This window comes from Actinoplanes couchii, assembly GCF_016862075.1.
GTDB classification, from domain to species: domain Bacteria; phylum Actinomycetota; class Actinomycetes; order Mycobacteriales; family Micromonosporaceae; genus Actinoplanes; species Actinoplanes couchii.
On record NZ_BOMG01000115.1, the window covers coordinates 41,341 to 58,947 of the forward strand.

General features: G+C 68.4%; 28 protein-coding genes. 14 read left to right on the top strand and 14 right to left on the bottom strand.

The genetic code is table 11. The annotated features are described in order from the left end of the window. Positions 1-21: 21 nt before the first annotated feature. Positions 22-624: a TetR/AcrR family transcriptional regulator gene (locus Aco03nite_RS45960; protein ID WP_203808259.1), complete on the bottom strand. Its 603-nt coding sequence runs from the start codon at positions 622-624 to the stop codon at positions 22-24. A 95-nt stretch (positions 625-719) separates the two neighbouring features. On the opposite strand from Aco03nite_RS45960, the gene Aco03nite_RS45965 reads away from it, so the two are divergent. Further along, the gene (locus Aco03nite_RS45965; protein WP_203808261.1) at positions 720-1,424 is read left to right on the top strand and encodes an alpha/beta fold hydrolase; all 705 of its coding nucleotides are present in this window, start codon (positions 720-722) and stop codon (positions 1,422-1,424) included. 52 nt (positions 1,425-1,476) lie between these two features. Here the strand turns inward: Aco03nite_RS45965 and Aco03nite_RS45970 are convergent, their stop codons facing one another. From Aco03nite_RS45970 to Aco03nite_RS45985, 4 genes are all read right to left on the bottom strand, one after another. Next, the gene (locus Aco03nite_RS45970; protein WP_203808263.1) at positions 1,477-1,806 is read right to left on the bottom strand and encodes an acyl-CoA-like ligand-binding transcription factor; all 330 of its coding nucleotides are present in this window, start codon (positions 1,804-1,806) and stop codon (positions 1,477-1,479) included. Positions 1,807-1,819: 13 nt separating this feature from the next. Next, positions 1,820-2,248, bottom strand: coding sequence for an RDD family protein (locus Aco03nite_RS45975; protein WP_203808265.1), 429 nt, complete (start codon positions 2,246-2,248; stop codon positions 1,820-1,822). Positions 2,249-2,336: 88 nt separating this feature from the next. Further along, complete coding sequence (locus tag Aco03nite_RS45980; RefSeq protein ID WP_239145985.1) at positions 2,337-3,299, bottom strand: TIGR03564 family F420-dependent LLM class oxidoreductase; 963 nt, start codon at positions 3,297-3,299, stop codon at positions 2,337-2,339. A 2-nt stretch (positions 3,300-3,301) separates the two neighbouring features. Further along, complete coding sequence (locus tag Aco03nite_RS45985; protein ID WP_239145980.1) at positions 3,302-3,685, bottom strand: winged helix-turn-helix transcriptional regulator; 384 nt, start codon at positions 3,683-3,685, stop codon at positions 3,302-3,304. 149 nt (positions 3,686-3,834) lie between these two features. Between Aco03nite_RS45985 and Aco03nite_RS45990 the strand changes: the two genes are divergently transcribed. Both Aco03nite_RS45990 and Aco03nite_RS45995 read left to right on the top strand, forming a co-directional pair. Then, positions 3,835-4,416: an NADPH-dependent FMN reductase gene (locus tag Aco03nite_RS45990; protein WP_203808269.1), complete on the top strand. Its 582-nt coding sequence runs from the start codon at positions 3,835-3,837 to the stop codon at positions 4,414-4,416. Positions 4,417-4,529: 113 nt separating this feature from the next. Further along, entirely contained in the window at positions 4,530-4,838 is a 309-nt protein-coding gene (locus tag Aco03nite_RS45995; protein WP_203808271.1) for a hypothetical protein, read from the top strand. A gap of 16 nt (positions 4,839-4,854) precedes the next feature. Here Aco03nite_RS45995 and Aco03nite_RS46000 read toward each other — a convergent pair whose 3' ends face one another. Further along, the gene (locus tag Aco03nite_RS46000) at positions 4,855-5,370 is read right to left on the bottom strand and encodes a nuclear transport factor 2 family protein (RefSeq protein ID WP_203808273.1); all 516 of its coding nucleotides are present in this window, start codon (positions 5,368-5,370) and stop codon (positions 4,855-4,857) included. A 144-nt stretch (positions 5,371-5,514) separates the two neighbouring features. On the opposite strand from Aco03nite_RS46000, the gene Aco03nite_RS46005 reads away from it, so the two are divergent. Both Aco03nite_RS46005 and Aco03nite_RS46010 read left to right on the top strand, forming a co-directional pair. Then, positions 5,515-6,303, top strand: coding sequence for a helix-turn-helix domain-containing protein (locus tag Aco03nite_RS46005; RefSeq protein ID WP_203808275.1), 789 nt, complete (start codon positions 5,515-5,517; stop codon positions 6,301-6,303). Positions 6,304-6,537: 234 nt separating this feature from the next. Beyond that, the gene (locus Aco03nite_RS46010) at positions 6,538-6,750 is read left to right on the top strand and encodes a DUF397 domain-containing protein (protein ID WP_307837682.1); all 213 of its coding nucleotides are present in this window, start codon (positions 6,538-6,540) and stop codon (positions 6,748-6,750) included. Here the strand turns inward: Aco03nite_RS46010 and Aco03nite_RS46015 are convergent. From Aco03nite_RS46015 to Aco03nite_RS46025, 3 genes are all read right to left on the bottom strand, one after another. After that, positions 6,727-7,455, bottom strand: coding sequence for a DUF6082 family protein (locus tag Aco03nite_RS46015; protein ID WP_203808277.1), 729 nt, complete (start codon positions 7,453-7,455; stop codon positions 6,727-6,729). The two genes, Aco03nite_RS46010 and Aco03nite_RS46015, sit on opposite strands and share 24 nt — an antisense overlap. A 479-nt stretch (positions 7,456-7,934) precedes the next feature. Continuing rightward, on the bottom strand, positions 7,935-8,417 hold the full coding sequence (locus Aco03nite_RS46020; RefSeq protein ID WP_239145981.1) for an Imm21 family immunity protein: 483 nt from the start codon (positions 8,415-8,417) through the stop codon (positions 7,935-7,937). Positions 8,418-8,419: 2 nt separating this feature from the next. Continuing rightward, entirely contained in the window at positions 8,420-9,820 is a 1,401-nt protein-coding gene (locus Aco03nite_RS46025; protein WP_203808280.1) for an AAA family ATPase, read from the bottom strand. 102 nt (positions 9,821-9,922) lie between these two features. Between Aco03nite_RS46025 and Aco03nite_RS54445 the strand changes: the two genes are divergently transcribed. Both Aco03nite_RS54445 and Aco03nite_RS46030 read left to right on the top strand, forming a co-directional pair. After that, a complete protein-coding gene (locus tag Aco03nite_RS54445) occupies positions 9,923-10,045 on the top strand; it encodes a hypothetical protein (protein ID WP_275415978.1) in 123 nt (40 codons plus the stop codon). Continuing rightward, entirely contained in the window at positions 10,042-10,260 is a 219-nt protein-coding gene (locus Aco03nite_RS46030) for a hypothetical protein (protein WP_203808282.1), read from the top strand. Before Aco03nite_RS54445 ends, Aco03nite_RS46030 begins: the two co-directional genes overlap by 4 nt. On the opposite strand, the gene Aco03nite_RS54450 is transcribed toward Aco03nite_RS46030, so the two are convergent. Beyond that, positions 10,244-10,375 carry a hypothetical protein gene (locus tag Aco03nite_RS54450; RefSeq protein WP_275415979.1) on the bottom strand — a complete coding sequence of 44 codons (132 nt, stop codon included), beginning with the start codon at positions 10,373-10,375 and terminating at the stop codon, positions 10,244-10,246. The two genes, Aco03nite_RS46030 and Aco03nite_RS54450, sit on opposite strands and share 17 nt — an antisense overlap. 104 nt (positions 10,376-10,479) lie before the next feature. Here Aco03nite_RS54450 and Aco03nite_RS46035 point away from each other — a divergent pair, with 104 nt between their 5' ends. From Aco03nite_RS46035 to Aco03nite_RS54920, 5 genes are all read left to right on the top strand, one after another. Continuing rightward, positions 10,480-10,647, top strand: a complete 168-nt coding sequence (locus tag Aco03nite_RS46035; RefSeq protein WP_203808284.1) for a hypothetical protein — start codon at positions 10,480-10,482, stop codon at positions 10,645-10,647. Positions 10,648-10,778: 131 nt separating this feature from the next. After that, positions 10,779-11,123: an ankyrin repeat domain-containing protein gene (locus Aco03nite_RS46040; RefSeq protein ID WP_203808333.1), complete on the top strand. Its 345-nt coding sequence runs from the start codon at positions 10,779-10,781 to the stop codon at positions 11,121-11,123. A gap of 205 nt (positions 11,124-11,328) precedes the next feature. Then, positions 11,329-11,556, top strand: a complete 228-nt coding sequence (locus Aco03nite_RS46045; protein WP_203808286.1) for a GNAT family N-acetyltransferase — start codon at positions 11,329-11,331, stop codon at positions 11,554-11,556. Next, positions 11,511-12,077: a DinB family protein gene (locus tag Aco03nite_RS46050; protein ID WP_203808288.1), complete on the top strand. Its 567-nt coding sequence runs from the start codon at positions 11,511-11,513 to the stop codon at positions 12,075-12,077. The genes Aco03nite_RS46045 and Aco03nite_RS46050 overlap by 46 nt, the downstream gene beginning before the upstream one ends. Before the next feature lie 242 nt (positions 12,078-12,319). Further along, positions 12,320-12,622 carry a DUF6361 family protein gene (locus Aco03nite_RS54920; protein WP_373872693.1) on the top strand — a complete coding sequence of 101 codons (303 nt, stop codon included), beginning with the start codon at positions 12,320-12,322 and terminating at the stop codon, positions 12,620-12,622. A gap of 166 nt (positions 12,623-12,788) precedes the next feature. On the opposite strand, the gene istB is transcribed toward Aco03nite_RS54920, so the two are convergent. Beyond that, positions 12,789-13,580: an IS21-like element helper ATPase IstB gene (gene istB, locus Aco03nite_RS46055; protein ID WP_275415980.1), complete on the bottom strand. Its 792-nt coding sequence runs from the start codon at positions 13,578-13,580 to the stop codon at positions 12,789-12,791. Further along, the gene (gene istA / locus Aco03nite_RS46060) at positions 13,577-15,199 is read right to left on the bottom strand and encodes an IS21 family transposase (protein WP_203808337.1); all 1,623 of its coding nucleotides are present in this window, start codon (positions 15,197-15,199) and stop codon (positions 13,577-13,579) included. Before istA ends, istB begins: the two co-directional genes overlap by 4 nt. 311 nt (positions 15,200-15,510) lie before the next feature. Between istA and Aco03nite_RS46065 the strand changes: the two genes are divergently transcribed. After that, positions 15,511-15,744 (top strand): hypothetical protein, encoded by a 234-nt coding sequence (locus Aco03nite_RS46065; RefSeq protein WP_203808290.1) that lies wholly within the window; start codon positions 15,511-15,513, stop codon positions 15,742-15,744. Here the strand turns inward: Aco03nite_RS46065 and Aco03nite_RS46070 are convergent. Then, positions 15,686-16,702 (bottom strand): GlxA family transcriptional regulator, encoded by a 1,017-nt coding sequence (locus tag Aco03nite_RS46070; RefSeq protein ID WP_203808292.1) that lies wholly within the window; start codon positions 16,700-16,702, stop codon positions 15,686-15,688. The genes Aco03nite_RS46065 and Aco03nite_RS46070 overlap by 59 nt on opposite strands. Positions 16,703-16,754: 52 nt before the next feature. On the opposite strand from Aco03nite_RS46070, the gene Aco03nite_RS46075 reads away from it, so the two are divergent. After that, positions 16,755-17,129 (top strand): cupin domain-containing protein, encoded by a 375-nt coding sequence (locus Aco03nite_RS46075; protein WP_203808294.1) that lies wholly within the window; start codon positions 16,755-16,757, stop codon positions 17,127-17,129. Positions 17,130-17,156: 27 nt separating this feature from the next. Here the strand turns inward: Aco03nite_RS46075 and Aco03nite_RS46080 are convergent, their stop codons facing one another. Next, positions 17,157-17,591, bottom strand: a complete 435-nt coding sequence (locus tag Aco03nite_RS46080; protein WP_203808296.1) for a DUF6069 family protein — start codon at positions 17,589-17,591, stop codon at positions 17,157-17,159. Positions 17,592-17,607 lie beyond the last annotated feature (16 nt).

A 17,607-nucleotide genomic window follows, 5' to 3' on the forward strand; every position in this document is an offset into this window, starting at 1 on the left:
CGGAGCGGCTGACCGCGTACGTCAGCAAAGGAGCTCGCGGGGTAGGGCGACGTTGAGCCATGACTCGGATCGGTCGAGGGGCCAGCCGAGATCGTCGCTCCGGACGAAGTAGGCGGCGTTGCACAGGTAGAGCCAGAGGATGTCCGCGGCGTCGGCGGCGTCCAGGCCGTCGCGGAGCGCGCCCAGGGTGGCCAGTCGATCCGCTGTCAGCCGCAGGCCGTTGCGGAGACTGTCGTGGGCGATCTCCATCGCCTCCCGGACGGCGGGTTCCTGCGGCGCGGCGGCGACGACCTGGCGCATCAGGGTGGACCACTGACCGAATCGGGCGCTCGTCCCGGCGACCACCAGCCTGATCAGGTGGCCGGGATCGGTGGCGGCCTGGATCTCGGCGAGCAGCCGGCCGTTCTCGGTGGAGTTCACGCTGGTTTCGATCAGCGTACGCAGCAGGCCGCTCTTGCCGCCGCCGACGGCGTAGACGGTTGCCGGTGCCACCCGGGCCGCCTCGGCGATCTGCTCCACCTTGGTCGCGTAGTAGCCCTGCTCGGTGAAGAACGAGCGCGCCGCGTCGAGGATCGCCTCACGGGTCATCCGGGCGTATTCGCTGCGGCGGTTGGTGGGGGACATGACCCGATCTTAGATCAACCACATAGCGCTCTTATCATCAGAGTCGACTCTGATGATCATGCTACGGTCTGGCCATACCCGTACGAGGAGGTTCGATGCACTACGTCTTCATTCCCGGGGCCTGGCACGGCGGCTGGTCGTGGCATCCGGTGGGCCACCGCGTCCGCGCCGCCGGCCACGCAGCCACAGCGCTCACCATGCCCGGTCTGAGCCTGGGGGACGACCCGGCCGGGCTGCGGCTGACCGACGCCGTCGACCACATCGTGGCCGCGGTCGAACACCGTGACCTGCGCGACGTGGTCCTGGTCGGGCACAGCTGGGGCGGCATCCCGATCACCGGCGCAGCCCACCGGCTCGGCGGCCGGCTGGCCGGCGTCGCCTACTTCAGCGCGTTCATCCCGCGGCCCGGCGAGTCGATGGCCGCGGCGATGGGCCCGATGGAGGGATTCGTCCGGGACACGATCGCGGCCGCGCCGGACGGCACCATCGGCATCGACTTCGGCACGTTCGCGCAGGGCCTGATGCCCGGCCAGCCGGAGGCGCTGCAACGGGTCGTGTTCGACCAGTTGATGCCGCAGCCCGGCGGCTACATGCTGGATGCACAGGACCTACCCGGTGTGGACACCCTCGGTGTGCCGATCACCTACGTGCTGGCCGAGAACGACACCGCGCTGGCCGCCCCGGGCGCGGAGCTGGCCGCCCGCGTCGGCGTGCCGCCGATCCTGGTCCCCGGCGGCCACGAAGCCCTGCTGACCCACCCGGACGAGGTGTCCAAGGCACTACTCGGCGACCGTTCCTGACCGAAACAGATTACCGGCGGTACGGCAGCGCGAGCCGGTGTCGTACCGCCGGTCACGCTGTCGGTTCGATGGCGTCCAAGGCGCGGCCGAGCACCTCGGCGAACGCCTGCTCGCCGCCGGAGGCGAGCCATGAGTGCTGCACGGCGATGAGGCATCCGAAGGCGGCGGCGGTCAGAGCGCACGGTGTCGGATCGTCCTGCGCGTAGGGAACGCCGTGGCCTTTCGCACGGCTCAGCACCGCGGCGACGGTCACCTCCTGCGCCGGATGCAGTTTCTGTACGTAGGCGGCGAGCAGCGGCGGCGTGCTGAAGACCAGCTGGCTGACCCGCCGGGCGAAGTCCTGTGTCGGGCCGCGGACCCTTTCCTGGTGTATCAGCAGCAAAACCGGAGGGTCGTCAGGCCGCGCCGGGGCTGGGCACGGCGGCCGCCGATTCCTTGACCACCACGGTGCCGCACACCATGTCGGCGAGAGTCTGCTTCTTGCTGGTGACCAGCGGCAGCAGGTACCCGACGAAGAAGGTGGCGGAGTCGAGCAGATGTGCGAGATCGCGGACGAACGCCATACCGAAGCCGATGGGTCGGCCGGTGCGGTCGCTGACGAGCCGGCCGCCGAAGAACATGCGACCCCAGCTCCGGCCGGTCCGGCCCGCCAGATACCAGCGGTTGTACCCGAACACGACCAGCGCGACGAGCGTGAGCACGGCTCCGATGGTGGTGGGCTCGTCCGGGGTGCCGAGGAACGCGATGCCCGAGAAGAACGGCAGGACGACGATCGCGTCGATGCAGTTCGCCATCACCCGGGACAGCCAGGACTTGTAGTTCATGTGCGGTGTCTCCTCACGACGCGCGGCGACTTGCCGCTGATGCGAGGAACTCTCGCAGGGCCGAGCACCGGCCCGCGTCAGTGGAAAGTCAGGTTCCCGTCGCGGCGTCGTATGCCGAACGTATGACACGGCCGGACAACTCACCCAGCAGTCTCCACGTCCGCGACCGGTTCTCCTCGCCGTCCAGAGTGGTCTGCGTCAGCATCACCTCGGTGGCGCCCGCCTCGAAGTAGCGGGCTATGCCGGCCGCCACCGTCTCCTCGTCGCCGAACACGGCCAGGTCGGCCGCCCGTTCGGCGCCCTCGGCCGCGATCACCCGCTGATACGACGGAATCCGGTCGTAGAAGGCCATCTGCGCCGCGGCAGCCGCCCGCGCCCGCTCCACGTCATCGGTGACCGCGCCGGCCACCATGGCGACGACCTGGGGCGCCGGCCGTCCGGCCGCTGATGCGGCGGCGGTCAGCGCCGGGACGATCTGCTCGCCGAGCGTACGCGGGCCGGCCAGGAACGGCAGGATACCGTCGGCCACCTCGCCGGTGACGCGAAGCGCCTGCGGGCCCATCGCGGCGACCAGCACCGGGATCGGCGCGCCGGCTCCGGGCAGCCGGGTCGGCATCGGCGGCTTCGCCCGGTAGAACTCACCGTCGTGGCTGGCCTGGCCGGTTTCCAGCGATTCCCGGACGGCCAGGACGAACTCGCGCAGGCGGGCCGCCGGACGGTCGTACGCGACACCCAGAACCGGCTCGACCAGCGACGGCGCGCCGAGCGCGAGCCCGAGCCGGAACCGCCCGTGCGCGGCCGCCTGGGCCGTCTGCGCCTGGCCGGCCACCAGCAGCGGATGCCGGCCGAAGATCGGAATCGCCGACGTGCCGACCCCGAGGCCGGGCACGGCGTTGCCGGCGAGCGCGGCCAGGGCGGCGGCGTCGTAGTCGAAACGCTGACCGAACCAGACGCTGCCCACCCCTGCGGCATGCGCCTCGCGGGCCAGTTCGATGGTCCGGTCGACGTAGTTGTCGGACGTGGGCGGCGCGATGGCCACCCCGATGGGCATCGTCACGAGATCTCCTGATGCTGGCGGGTGGCGCGGTGTTCGAGTACGGCCGGGCCGTGGTGCTCGACCCAGCGGCTGAGACCCGCGAGCGGTTCCAGCAGGGTGAGCCCGAGCGGGGTCAGGGCGTACTCGACCCGGGGCGGGACCTCGGCGTGGAAGGTGCGCGAGACCAGGCCATCGTCCTCCAGCCCGCGTAGGGTCTTGGTCAGCATGCGGTGCGAGATGCCGTCGACGCTGTGCAGAATCGCGGTGAACCGCTGCTCGCCGACGGTCATGGTGGCGACCACGGCCAGGGTCCACTTGTCGCCGATCGTGGTCATCAATGCGCGCAACAGATCCCGCAACTCGCCCTCGCCGCAGGTCGGTGTGACGGCCGGTGAAGTCAACGCTGGTCACCTCCAATCGGCACCCGAAGGTGCCCGGCGCACCTTATAGTGCGCATCGCCGATAGGGAATCAATGGTATGCCGGGCGCTGCTCTTCCGGGTGAACACGGCGCGCCGAAGCGTCGTGACCAGCAGAACAGGAGTCACCACATGACCCGGATCGCCATCATCGTCGGCAGCGTCCGGCCGGGCCGGCAGGGCCGGGCCGTCGCCGACTGGGTGTTCGCCCAGGCCGGGCAGCGCACCGACGCCACCTTCGAGATCGTCGACCTCGCCGATCACCCGTTGCCGCACCTCGACGAACCGGTGCCCGCGGCCGGCGGCCACTACGCCCATCAGCACACCAGGGACTGGTCGCGGGTCGTCGACGGCTTCGACGGCTACGTCTTCGTCACCCCGGAGTACAACCACTCGACCACCGGCGTGCTCAAGAACGCGATCGATTTCCTGTACGCCGAATGGAACAACAAGGCCGCCGCGTTCGTCGGCTACGGCGTGGTCGGTGCCGCCCGCGCCGTCGAGCACCTGCGCCTGATCGCCGCCGAGCTGCAACTGGCCACGGTTCGCTCGCAGGTGGCGCTCTCCTTCCACCAGGACTTCGAGGAGTTCACCACCCTGCGCCCGGCCCCGTTCCAGGTCGAGGCGCTCGGGGCCACCCTGGACGAACTGGTCGCCTGGTCCGGCGCCCTGGCGGTGCTGCGCCGCGATCAGGTCGGTGCCTCGAACGGGTAGGGCGTTTTCTCAGTGGCCGCGCCGCTTCCACTCGGCGGCCGGCAACTGGTAGGAGCGCACCCGGTACGCAACGAGTCATCGACACCGGAATCCCATCAGAACAAGGTGCATCGATGCGCCGTCTGGTACTTCCCGTGTTGCTGGCGCTCGCCGTCGCCGGCTGCGAGTCCGAAGGATCCGAAACGGGGGAGGACGGGGACGAGGCCGAGGTGGCGCCGTGCTCCTCGGCGGTCGCCGCCGACGCGGCTGTCCTGGCCGGCAATGCGGTCCTCGCCGAGCACCCGGCCGCTGCCGAACTCGTCGACCAGGCCCCCACCTGCGATGACCTCGACGAGCCGGCCGGCAACGTGTACAGCCTGGATCTGTCCCGAACGCCCCGGGTACAGGAGTCCTGCTCGGACCCGGTGACACCTGGTCGCTGAGCGCGTCCGGTACCGATCAGCGGTGGACGGCGAGGTGCCGCAGAGCGCGGAGGAGGGCACGGAACTCGGCCGCGTTCGGTCGTACCCACAGTCCGGCATACAGGAACGCGTCGGCGTACTCGGACATGTTGGTGATCTTGCCGTTCTCGACCGTGAATCGCGTCAGGTAGGTGTTGCGGTAGGCCTTTCCCGAGCGGGCCACGACCATGTCACCCGTGCCATGGAAGAAGACGTCCGTGCCGGCCGGTGACACGGTCCACCGGTGGTCCCGCCAGACGAGTGGGTCGAACTTCGCGAAGAGGGCCTCGGTGTAGGCGAGGATCTGCTGTTTCCCGGCGACGTCGGCGACACACCATCCCTTGCTTCGTCCGGCGACGATGTCCGCCACGCCGTCCGCAGTGGTGGTCCCGCGATCGTGCAGGAACAGCTGCCGGGCGTCAGCTGCCAGGGTCCGGTCGACCGCGTCGAGATCTTTCGCCTCGACGGACCGGATGAACTCACGAGCCACGTCGAGCGTCTGGGTTTCAGCCATGAGGTGTTCTCCAAGGGAAGAGTGATGCCACGAAATGTGCGGGACGCGGCCGTGCGGAGGAAGACCGAGCCGATACTGGTACCGGCGTTACCCCCCCCTTGTCCGCCGATCCGGCGGATGATCGGGAGCGGCACAATGGCGGGCATGGCGAACGGTGACCGGCCGGAGTTCGCGGACTACCTGCGCTACCGGCGAGCTGCGATGACGGTTCCGGGCGGGGGCCGATCGTCACGGCGGCGTGTCCCAGGGCTACGCCGGCAGGAAATCGCCGAGAGCGCCGGCATTTCCGTGGAGTACTACACCCGCCTGGAGCAGGGCCGGGCGCCGAGCCCGTCGCGTGACGTCCTCACCGCGTTGGCGGGTGCGTTCGAACTGTCCGCCGCCGAGCGGAACCATCTGTTCCGGCTCGCCGGCGAGACGCCCCCGGAGCTCGAGTCACCGGATGCCGTCATCCGGCCCGGCCTGGCGCGACTGCTACGCGGCCTGGACGACACGATGCCGGTCACCGTGCACGACGGCCGACTGGACCTGCTGGCCGTAAATGCCGCCGCTGCCGAACTGCTCAAACCTTTGAAGACCGCCGGCCGGTACGAGCGGAACATCGTCTATCAGATCTTCACCGCCGAGGCACTGCCCGAGCTGATCGGCGACGACGGCGCGAAGCAGCTCACCCGGATCGCGGCCGCGGAGCTGCGCAGCGCGCTCAGCCGTTATCCCGGCGACGGCTATCTTCGCTCCCTGCGTGCCGAACTCATGGCGACCAGCGCGACCTTCCGCGACCGGTTCGAACGGGGCGAGGTCGGGGCCACGCGTTCCGCGGTGAAACGGATGCGTCATCCCACCCGAGGGTGGACGACGTTCGACATCGAGATGCTGCACGATCCCGAACGTGACCACTGGCTCATGCTGTACAGCTTCCGCGACGACATCTGAGCACCTAACGGCGGGTCAGCCGGCGCCGGCTGACCGCGGCGGCCACGGCCCGCCGGCTCGTCGATCAAGCAGGACCTCCGACCCCTGCCCCAGCCGTCACTTTGTTGACACTGGACATGGCGCCAGGCGGTTATCGCCTGATGGGTTGAATGATTCGTTGCCACCTGGCGAACTGGGTATGTTGGGAGCTGCTCACGCTTCGATGGTTCCATGAAACCAGTGATTGGATTGATGATGAGAACGACTTGGCAGAAAAGTTCGTATTCGGTGGCCAATGGTGCCTGCGTCGAAGTGGCTCGGGGCGGGAGCTACGGCGCAAGCCAGATTCTGGTTCGGGATTCCAAGAATCCTATGGGGGGAACCCTCACGTTCTCCCCATCGTTGTGGACGGCGTTCCTGGATGACCTCAAGTCGGGTCGATTCTCATCGCCGGGGCCGGCGAGCTGATCGAGCGAACGCGATGAGCAGGCCGCCTGCCAGCGCCACAATCGCGATCAGTTCCAGTTCATGACGGGATGATGTTGTCTTGGGTGGCGTGAACGGTGGCGAGAGTTGAGCCCGAGTGAACTCCCCGGAAACGATCGACACGAACCGGCGACGCTCCCGATTATTCCTCGTATCGATCCATATGCGCCCGACGCGGGCCCACCAGGATCGGGATATCTCGCTGCTGAATAGGTCGGCGACCATGGCTCGGAGTTCGGTTTCATCCACTACTCCCAGCTCCCATACCGCGAGCCAATACATCATCATCAAGTTGATAAATAATTCCTGTCGGGCATGTGGTGTCGATGCTGTCTTGGGATCGAGGACTTCAAGAAACTCCGGATTATCCAGTGCCAGTTTGATAAGTTCGAGATGCTGTTGGCGATCCATTTCGGCGAGTTCCTGGTGCACCTGCCGACGGTGGAAGAGCAGAGATGCCACCACACCACACAGGGCTGCTGCCGACAGCAGGGCCGAAGCCCCGCCGTAAGCCTGGCCCACATTGGCGAGCTGGACCCAGGGCAGGTCGCCGGAGGCGGCTCGGGCCATCAGTAGTGGCGACAGGAGCACGGCGGCGACCACGGCCAGCAGGGTGCCGGCCAATAGCCAGTTCTGTTGACGGGGGCGTCGGGACCTCGGCCTGTATCGGGGAACGTCGATCATCATTCGGGCACCCGGATTCCTCGGAGGGGTTCGGATCCGGTATCAGTGCGGGCGCGCCGAACAACCCGGTGGTGAGCGTCCTCTCGGACTCGGCCCCGCGAGACTGCGGTATCTCGCCGGGTGCCGCCCGGGTACCGGCGGCCGCTGACATGCCTCAGTGGATCGCATTCTGCAAGCTGTCGGCATGGGCCCCGGCAAGGCGGAGCGGGCGACGCGTGGATGGCCGAGGTGACGGCCGTCAGGTGGTGGAATGAGGACTACCTCGGCGCCGGCCTTGAGGCCTACGACCTGAACAGCTGCGACGGCATGGCGTGCGGCCCGCCGGAAACGCTGGTGATCATGCCGCCGAACGACTCACCGCCGGACCGTCACCATCGCCGCACTGACCGCCCAGAACCAACTGTGCCCCTACGCCCGGGCGCTTACGCACCTCGGCCAATGGTGCCTCAACCACCGGCCGTGACAGGCCCCGCCCGGCTCGTTCAGCAGTCCGGATCATCCGTCAGCTGAACGAGGACCATCATCGTGTCGCCGTCGGTGTATGACGTAGCCCGGACCCGGTAGGTGCCCGGCCCCGGATCGATCAGTAGATGGTTGTCGTCCTCCAGTTCCGTGCCGGGCCAGGCCGCATCGAACAACACGACCGGCCCGTCCACCACCCAGCGGACGTCCTCGTCGATGTCCCACGGCACGCCGTCATCGACGGCTCTGCGGGCGCCGTCGATCAGATCCTTTTCCGCGTACGCCGCCAACCATCGTACGAACAATCGCTCTTCCGGCAGGTAGGTGGTGTTCGCCGGCTCGTCACCCAGGACAAGCGCCGCCGGCGAGCCGACCGGGATCAGGCCGACGTAGCCGTCGACCGCACACGCCCGCTCGTAGTCGTCGGTGTCCCCACCACCCCACGCGGGCAGCGCCGATCGTGGAACCACGATCAGCGGCCCACCCAGCGACGTGACCGACACGCTCACTGCTCGTCGAAGGCGTCGGCGCCACCGAGCAACGACCGGGTGATGCCGTGCGCCTCGTCGAGCATCTCGTCCGTCGCGGTGGTCAGGTCACCGTCGGTGGTGTCCCGGTCGGCTTCCGCGGCGATCAGCACCGCCCGGCGCACCAGCTCCTTGATGAACGACGCCGTCATGCCCTCGATCCGGGTCGCCACCTCGTCGATGACCGTGGGTGACAGCGTGAGCTGCCGGGCGTACCGCAGCAGCAGTAACCGCCGGGCCCGCTGATCCGGCAGCGGCACCTCGACCGCGAGATCCACCCGCCCCGGGCGCTGTGCCAGGGCCGGCTCCAGGACCTCGACCCGGTTCGTGGTCAGCAGGAACGCCACGTCGGCGTCGTCACTGAGCCCGTCCAGCGCTTCGAGGACCTCGAACAGCAGCGGTTGCCCGCCCGACCCGAAATCTCGGTTCTCCGCGACCAGGTCACAGTCCTCCAGGACGACCAGCGCCGGTTGCAGCGCCCGTGCCATCCGCGCCGCGTCGGTGACGAACTGGATCGACGGCCCCGACAGCAGCACCACGGTCAGCTCCGGCAACGCCCCGAGCAGGTACCGCACGGTGTGGGTCTTCCCGGTGCCGGGTGGACCGTACAGCAGCAGCCCGCGTTTGAGGTGTTGCCCGGCGGCCCGCAGACGGTCCCGGTGCCGCGCCACCCCGGCGACGTGCCGGTGCAGCCGGTCGAGCAGGCCGTCGGGCAGCACGATGTCGTCCGGCGCCAGCTCCGGCCGCTGCTGGAAGGTGATGCCGCCGATCCCCGGCTCGAAATCCGAACCGCCGAGCGTCAGCACCTGACCGCGCAGCACCGACCGGCGCACCATCAGCTCCCGCACCTCGGCGATGAGCGCCGCCGCACCACCCGCCGCCGGGCACAGGATCTCCATCCGCCCGTTCGGCGCCCCGTACCGGGCGGCCGCGGCCCGCTGCAACACCACGACCGGCCCACCCGCGTACGTGAACAGCCGCAGCCCGAACGACACCGCCTCCCGGGTGGTCGCCGGCCCGGTCGCGACACTCGCGTAGTCCACCGCACCGATCGGGAACTGCCCGAACCGCCCGCCCATCTCCAGCAGCTCACCCAGCGAATGATGATTACGCTGCTCCCCACCACCGATCCCGAGCAGCTGCGCCGGCCCGCCCCGGTCCTGGATCTCGGCGAGCGCCACGTCCAGATCCACGAACCGGTACCCCGGCACCTCCTCACTGACCACCGCGACCTCCCGCGGATCGACCCCGAGATGCTCCTGCAACACCGGATTGAGGGCCCGATCATCGTCCTGCTGGGTGTTCTGCCGGTGAGCTGCCACCACTTCGTCGAGAAAGACCTGAAAGGCAGAGACGAATTCGCGCGTACGTTGATCCATGCTCGGCAAGCTAACCGAGAACGGGCCGTTCCGTGCCGGGTTCACCCACCCGTCCGCCATACCCATCGACGGGTCTTGTGGGGGTCGCCTACCGTCGTCGGCATGGGCGCGGTGGTGGTCGTCGGGGCCGGTGTGATCGGGCTGAGCGTGGCGCACGAGCCGGCGCGGGCCGGGCGTCGGGTGCCGGTGATCGCCGCCCGGGTCGCGCAAGTGGTCCCGGCATGAGCCGCGGCCCGAGCGTCACCGGCCGGGACCTTCTCCACACCACCGGTTTCTTTCTGGTAACCGTTTTCTATCTGCTGGAGGTGGTCGAGAAAGGCGGGTGGCGGCTGTGGATGGGCGCGATCGGCGCCGTGTTCTGGCTGCTGATCCTGGTTTCCGAAGTCCGCGACTACCTCCGTCGCGACCGCGACCATCGGCAGTTCAAAGATCATCCTTGAGTACGTCACCGGCCACCACGCTCAGGGACGTGCCCGTCTCGGCCGCGTGGCAGCACAGACCGGCGTAGACGTCCTCGATCGTGCAACGCGGCCACCCGTCGACCAGCGGCAGCATCCTCGTCGGTGAACTGTGCCGGGCTCGAATCGCTGCAGGCCGGGTCCGTTTGGCACCATCCGTGTCGGGTACACCGGCCGCTACACGATGAGAGGAGCGCCACGATGACGGACCCGCGGCAGCCCGAAACCCACCGGCCCGAAGAGCACCCGGACACCGAACAGCGAACCGAGGACGCCGACCCGGCCACCGCGGCGGGCGGCAGCCACGATCCCAGCGGCGACCGGCCCGTGACGGAGCCGTCCGGCCGGACCACCGCCGACGGATCCTGAAGTCCGGCAGGCGCCCACCTTCGCCGACCGCCGGCCCGGCCGCCTGAGTCCCCGGTTGCGGACTCCCGCCCCATGGATAGGCTGCTGGAGTGCCCGAGCTGGATGAAGAGACGATCGCGTTCGCCAACCGCATGTTCGACCTGGCGCGTTCCGGGGACACCGAGGAATTGGCGGGCCAGGTCGCGGCCGGGCTGCCGGTCAACCTCACCAACGCCAAAGGCGACACGCTGCTGATCCTGGCGGCCTACCACAACCATCCGGCCACGGTGACCGCGCTGCTGGAGCTGGGTGCGGACCCCGGCCGTGTCAACGACCGGGGTCAGACCGCCTTGGCCGCCGCGGTGTTCCGGCAGAACGCCGCGATGGTGACGGCGCTGCTCGGTGCGGGCGCCGACCCGGACGGCGGCGCACCCTCCGCGGTGGCCACGGCGGAATTCTTCAAGCTACCCGAGATGGCCGCCCTGCTTCAGGGGTGATCCGCTCAGCGGGCCATGTGCCGGGCCGCGCGCAACGTCCGCAACAGGCCGGGTTCGGTACCGAACCCGGCCGCGAGGTCGGCCAGGGTCGGGGCCGGAAGTCGTAGAGGTCACGGCCCAGTTCGGGACGGCTGATACCGAAAGTCTCGGTGACGCAGCCCAGGTCGAATGGGTTCGAACCGTCGTCGACCAGCGCCACCACCCCGTGCGAGGATTCTTGCGACATCCGCGATTCCTAGCACTTGACACCACGGTCGACCCGGACCGCCAACACCACGGCGTCGGCACCCGTCTCGTCCAAGCCGCAGCCGACGAGGCCCGCGCCGCTGGATGCGAACGGCTGCACGTCGACTTCGAAGCCCACCTGCAACCCTTCTACCTCAACAAATGCGGCTTCCGAACGACGCAAGCCGGGCTCTTACACCTGACATAGAAGCAAGCCACACCTGCGGCTTCACATCGGGAGAACGACGAATCTCTATCACAATAGTTCGCGCCAGAGCCCGCAAACTGACGACCAAAGCCACACTGGCGTTTCTTTCCTTCAGCCGGTTCTGCGTCCTGAAGAAGCTGGAAGGGCTGGATGAGGAGAAGTTGCGACGCCGCCTGGTGATGTCCGATACGACGCTGCTCGGGCTGGTCCAGCACCTGACCGGCGCCGAGCGGTACTGGTTCGGAGACACAGTGGCCGGCACCCCCCGGTATGCTGATGCCAGCATCGGCATGACGGTCGCTGAGGATCAGCCTGCCGAACGGGTCATTGCCGACTACCGCACCACCATCGGCGACAGTGACGTGTACGTCCGCGCGGCCGGTGACCTAGACTTCCGCACCGCCCAGTCCGTGAACGAGGAGCCCCGTACGCTTCGTTGGGCCCTGGCTCACATGACCTGCGAAACCACCCGGCACGCAGACATCCTTCGCGGACTCATCGACGGCGTCACGGGCCATTGAGGGTGTGGCGGCTACCCGCTGCCACAACCACTGGTCAGCCGGCTCGGATCGAGCGACACGAACAGAAAGAGCCCAACCTCCAGGAGCCCTCCGGCTGCGGCCACCAGCCTGCCGCACACGACTGTCCTCGTAACCCCGAAGTAACTTACAAACTGCAGCACTGAGGGCGGGCCGATTTCTGCAGTCAGGCCGTAGATACACCCGTTCGGCGGAATACTGCTGGTGGCGGGAGGTGGTTGATCATGCCTTCACAACTTGCCTGGCTCGACAGTTCACGCGCGGACCAGCAACGGATGCGCGAGCTCATCGGTATGTTCGGTGACCAGGAGTCGCGCGATGACCTCGGTATCGGCCAGGTGCGGGATGCCTTCGGTGATCTGCGACCTCCCGCGGATCGACCCCGAGATGCGCCGTCAGCACCGGATCGAGAGCCCGGTCGTCACCCTGCTGAGCGTTCTCCCGATGGCCTGCCACGACCTCGTCGAGAAAAACCTGAAAGGCGGAGACGAATTCGCGCGTACGTTGATCCATGCTCGGCAAGCTAACCGAGAACCTGGCTATGACGGTTGTATTCGGCTCCACCAAGGCGGCTTGACCTGGCCCCACTCGTGCGGTTCATGACGGTTTGAATCGGCTCCACCAGAACGGCTTGAAGTGGCCCCACCTGCGGGCCGGTTTCAGTCTTTCGTGGCCGGTCCGGCGGCGTGCCGGTCAGGATTTGCTGGTGGCGGGTTGTTTCGCGGCGGTTCTGGAGAGTCGGTAGGAGTCGGTGCCGGTCTCGATGATCGTGCCGTTGAAGGTGAGCCGGTCGACGATCGCTGCGCAGAGCCGGGGGTCGGTGAAGGTGCGGGTCCAGCCGGAGAAGGATTCGTTGGACGCGATGGCGACGCTGTTCTTCTCTTCGCGTTCGGTCAGGACTTGGAACAGCATCTCTGCGCCGCGGCGGTCAAGTTCGAGATACCCCAGTTCGTCGATGCAGAGCAGGTCGACGCGTCCGTAGCGGGCGATGGTCTTGGTCAGCTGGCGGTCGTCGGCGGCTTCGACCAGTTCGTTGACCAGCTTCGCGGCGAGGGTGTAGCGGACCCGGAACCCGGCCATCGCGGCCGCGGAGCCGAGACCGATGAGCAGGTGTGATTTACCGGTGCCGGAGTCACCGATCAGGCAGAGCGGCTGGCCGGAGCGGACCCAGTCGCAGTTGGCCAGGTTGTTGATCAGGGCGGGGTTGATGCTCGGGTTGGCGGTGTAGTCGAAGTCGCTGAGCCATTTCTGGCGGGGGAAACCCGCGGCTTGCAGCCGTCGCTGGGACCGGCGCCGGTCGCGTTCCTCGCATTCGGCCATCAGGAGTTCGGCGAGCAGGCCGCGATAGCTGAGCTGGTCGCGTTCGGCGCGGGTGATCAGGTCGGAGAACTGGCTGCGGACCGTGGGCAGGTGCAGGACCCGGCAGGAGGTCTCGATCGCCGCGTCGGCGGCGCTTTCGGTCATGGCTCGGGGAACACGGCTCACGATGATTCCTTTCTCCGGTGGTGTAACAGCTGGTCCCAGCGGTTCAGGTCCGGTGGCGGCCGATGATCGGCGGGCAACCGTGCCACTCTCTGCAGGGTTCGTTCGGTGACCGCCGGTGGTGGCGGTGGAGGCGGTGGTGCCGGCGGCCGACCGGCCGTGATCGTCGGTGAGGGCCCGGCGTTCTGGGCGGCTTTGCGAGCCTCGACCGCGACGATGTCGGCGGTAGCGGCGCCGACGCTGAGGGCGGCCCGGATGCCGGCGGACACGTCCTGGCTGCGCAGATGCCGGTGCAGCAGCAGGACCTGGATCAGTTGCCGGGTGCCGGTGGCCTCGTCGGTGGCGGCCTTCGCCGCCGTCCAGAAGGCTTCATGATCGGCGGTGAAGGTGCCTTCCCGGCGAGCTTGGTCGAGGGCTTCCGACCCGGCGAGGGCTCCGGGTTTGCGCAGCAGGATCTCCAGGTAGTGATCCAGCAGCAGCCGCTGACCACCGCGTCCGGGCAGGCGGGGATGCCGGGCGATCTCGGTGCGGCCGTCGGCGATGACCACTTCGGTGGTGCCGAGCGTGACCTGCAGCTTGCGGCCGATGAACCGGGCCGGGACCGAGTAGTCGTTCATCCGGACCGTCACCGTCGCCTCGCGATCGACCCGCGGCCGCAGCGTCAGAGAGGCCCCGAACTTCTCCGCCGGCAGCCGGGCCAGCAGCACGGCCTCGGCGGCGAAGTCCTCACCGATAGTCCTCGACCGGAGCCGGATCTTGCGGTCCCGGTCGGCCAGATCGGCAACCGCCAGCCGCTGGTTCAGCTCTTCCAGGGTGGCGACGACAGGGACAGGGGTCAGCCGGTTGCGGCGGTAGTAGCCGACCTGGCCTTCGACGCCACCCTTCTCATGAGCGCCTTCCAACCCGGGAATGCAATAGAAGGCCGTGAAACCGTAATGCTCTCGGAAAGCCTCCCACCTGGGGTTTTCCATCCTCGATCGGCTCCGGAAGACTACCCGGCGTACTGCCGAGCTCAAGTTGTCATAGCGGATCTGCCCGACCGGGATCCCACCGATCAACTCGAAGGCGTATTCGTGTCCTTCGAGGAACGTTTCCTGCCCGCAGGACACCGTCACGCGATGCACCGACAGGCCGGAGTAGGCCAACCGGAACGCGAACAGGTGGCAGCGGGTCATGGTCCCGGCCAGGCAGATCACGACCTCACCGAAGTCGACCTCAGCGTCGGCGCCGGGCCGGTTGTGCCGGATGATGAACCCGTCCATCGGCGCACCCGCCTCCGCCGCGATCTGCCCGCGTCGCGTCGACACGTAGTCACGCACCGTCGAGTACGGGACGTCGGCTTTCAGCTCTTCCGCCAGCCGGTCCTTGATCCGCCGAGCGGTATGCCGCTGCTTGCGCGGTGCTTCCAGATCCGCCCGCAGCCACTCGTCGATCGTCTTCTTCACCGGATCCAACCGCGGTGACCGGCGAACCGGCTGCCGACGCGGCGCCGGCTCAGCTGAGGTCAGTGCTTCGCGGACAAACCGGCGGTGCACCCCGTGCTTACGCGCCAGCGCCCGGATCGAGAGCTCTTCGAGCACCGCGTCAGAACGGATTCGGCGGAACAGTTCGACCTTGGTCAACGACACGGGCGCCCCCAACAACGGCGAGCACACTCAGGACTTAAAGCGCAACACCGCAGGTGGGGCCACTTCAAGCCGACATCACCCATTCGTGCGGGAAAGTCACTCGCGGGTGGGGCCAGGTCAAGCCGCCTTGGTGGAGCCGAATACGACCGTCATAGCCAAGAACCGGCCGTTCCGTGCCGGGTTCACCTGCCCGTCCGCCGACCCGGGCGATGATGCCGGGTGCGACGTGCCGGTCGCGCGTGCGACACCGAGCCGGTCGCCGTATCCATCGATGGGTCTTGTGGCGGCCGCCTACCGTCGTCGGCATGAGCCGCCGCCCGAACGTCACCGGCCGGGAACTTCTCCGCACCACCGGTTTCTTTCTGATTACCGTTTTTTATCTGCTGGAGGTGGTGGAGAAAGGCGGGTGGCGGCTGTGGATGGGCGCGATCGCCGTCATGACCTGGCTGCTGCTCTTCGTCTGGGAGGTCCGCGACTACCTCAGTCAGCGCCGTTCCGACCGCGTGGCCGGCCGAGACGATCCGGAAACTCGACGGTGAGTGCGGTGGTGAAGCGGCGGCGGTACTCGGTCGGCGTCAGGCCGGTCTCCCGGCGTAGCAGCGCCCGCAGGTTCGTCGCGGTGCCGAGACCGCTGCGGCGGGCCACCACCTCGAGGCGGGGCTCGCCGCGTTCCAGCAGGCGGCAGGCGAGCGCGACCCGTTCGGCGGTCAGCCAGGCCAGCGGGGTGGTGCCCAACTCGGTGCGGAACCGCCGGTGCGGCGTCGCCGCGCTCACCGCCAGCCGCCCGGCCAGGTCGGCGACGGTCAGCGGTCGGTCGAGATGCTCCTGGACCCATGCCAGCAGCGGGCCCAGCGACTCGTCCGGGACCGCCGGGATCGGCCGCTCCACGAACTGCCGCTGACCGCCGTCACGGTGCGCGAACACCAGCCGGCGGCTGACCGCGTTGGCCACCTCGGCGCCATGGTCACGCCGCACCACGTGCAACCCCAGATCAAGAGCCGCGGCACTCCCGGCCGCGGTGAGGATGTCACCGTCGTCGACGAACAGAACATCCAGCTCCATCCGTACGCCGGGAAAACGCGACCGGAACCGATCAGCCCACTGCCAGTGGGCGGTGACCCGCCGCCCGTCCAGCACCCCCGCCTCGGCCAGGGTGAACGCCCCACTGCACAGCCCGATGAGCCGGGCGCCTCGTGCGTGCGCCCGCCGGATCGCGTCCAGAACGGCCCGGCGCCGTGGCACCTCGATGTCGGGCCGGTTCGGCACGATCACCGTGTCCGCCTCGTCGACCGCACTGAGCGGCGCGACCCCGCTCAACCGGAAGAAGCCGTCCCGCATCCGGGTGCTGCGGGTGGCCGCACAGAGCCGGAAGTCGTAGAGGTCACGGCCCAGTTCGGGACGGCTGATACCGAAGATCTCGGTGACGCAGCCCAGCTCGAACGGGTTCGAACCGTCGTCGACCAGCGCCACCACCCGATGCGAGGATTCTTGCGACACCTGCGATTCCTAGCACTCACGGCGTATCCACGCAAAGGCCCACGATGAAGCCGTGACCGAACCGATCTCCCTGACCACCGCCCTGGCGTCCTTCACCGAACTGTGGAGCCCGCGCATCGTCGCCCGCGTCAACGACTACGACATCCGCGTCGCGAAGGTGCACGGCGAGCATGTCTGGCACGTCCACGACCACACCGACGAGTTCTTCCTGGTCCTGGACGGCGAGCTGACCATCGCCCTGCGCGACCGCACGGTGCTGCTGCGCCGCGGGGACGTCTTCACCGTTTCCCGCGGCACCGAGCACAAGCCGTCGTCGCAGACGGGCGCGTCGATCCTGATGGTCGAGCCGTCCGGCACTCTCACCGTCGGCGACCGGCACGACGAGGTGCCCGCCCACGTCGACGCGACCACAGGTCACATCCTGTAAGCCGGCCTTCGCCGGCTGGGCGTGGCATCAGCGCGGCAGCGGCATCACCCGGCGGAAGATCGGGACCGCCACCGCTGCCACCGCGACGTGCATCAGCATCAGCGCGACGACGGCGACGATGCCGGTGCCGGGCTGCCCCTCGCCGGTCAGCAGCAGCACGTCGGGGATGAGCGACACCACGACGATCGTCGGCACCAGCCACCGGAACACCGCGGCCGGCTGCTTCGCCGCGCGACGGATCACGGCCCAGCCGATCGCGGCGATCAGGACACCGACGACGGACAGAAATCCGTACGCGCCGATCGTCAAGGGCATGAACTCGTCGCTCGCCCCGGCGGCGTGGGCCAGCATGGCGATGACCGCGTTGACGGCGACCGAGCCGATGGCCGCGAGGGCGATGCCACCCGCCACCCGGAGCGGGGTCGTCTGCTGGGCAACCAGCGTGGAATCCTGGGCAGCCATCGTCATCTCCGCATTC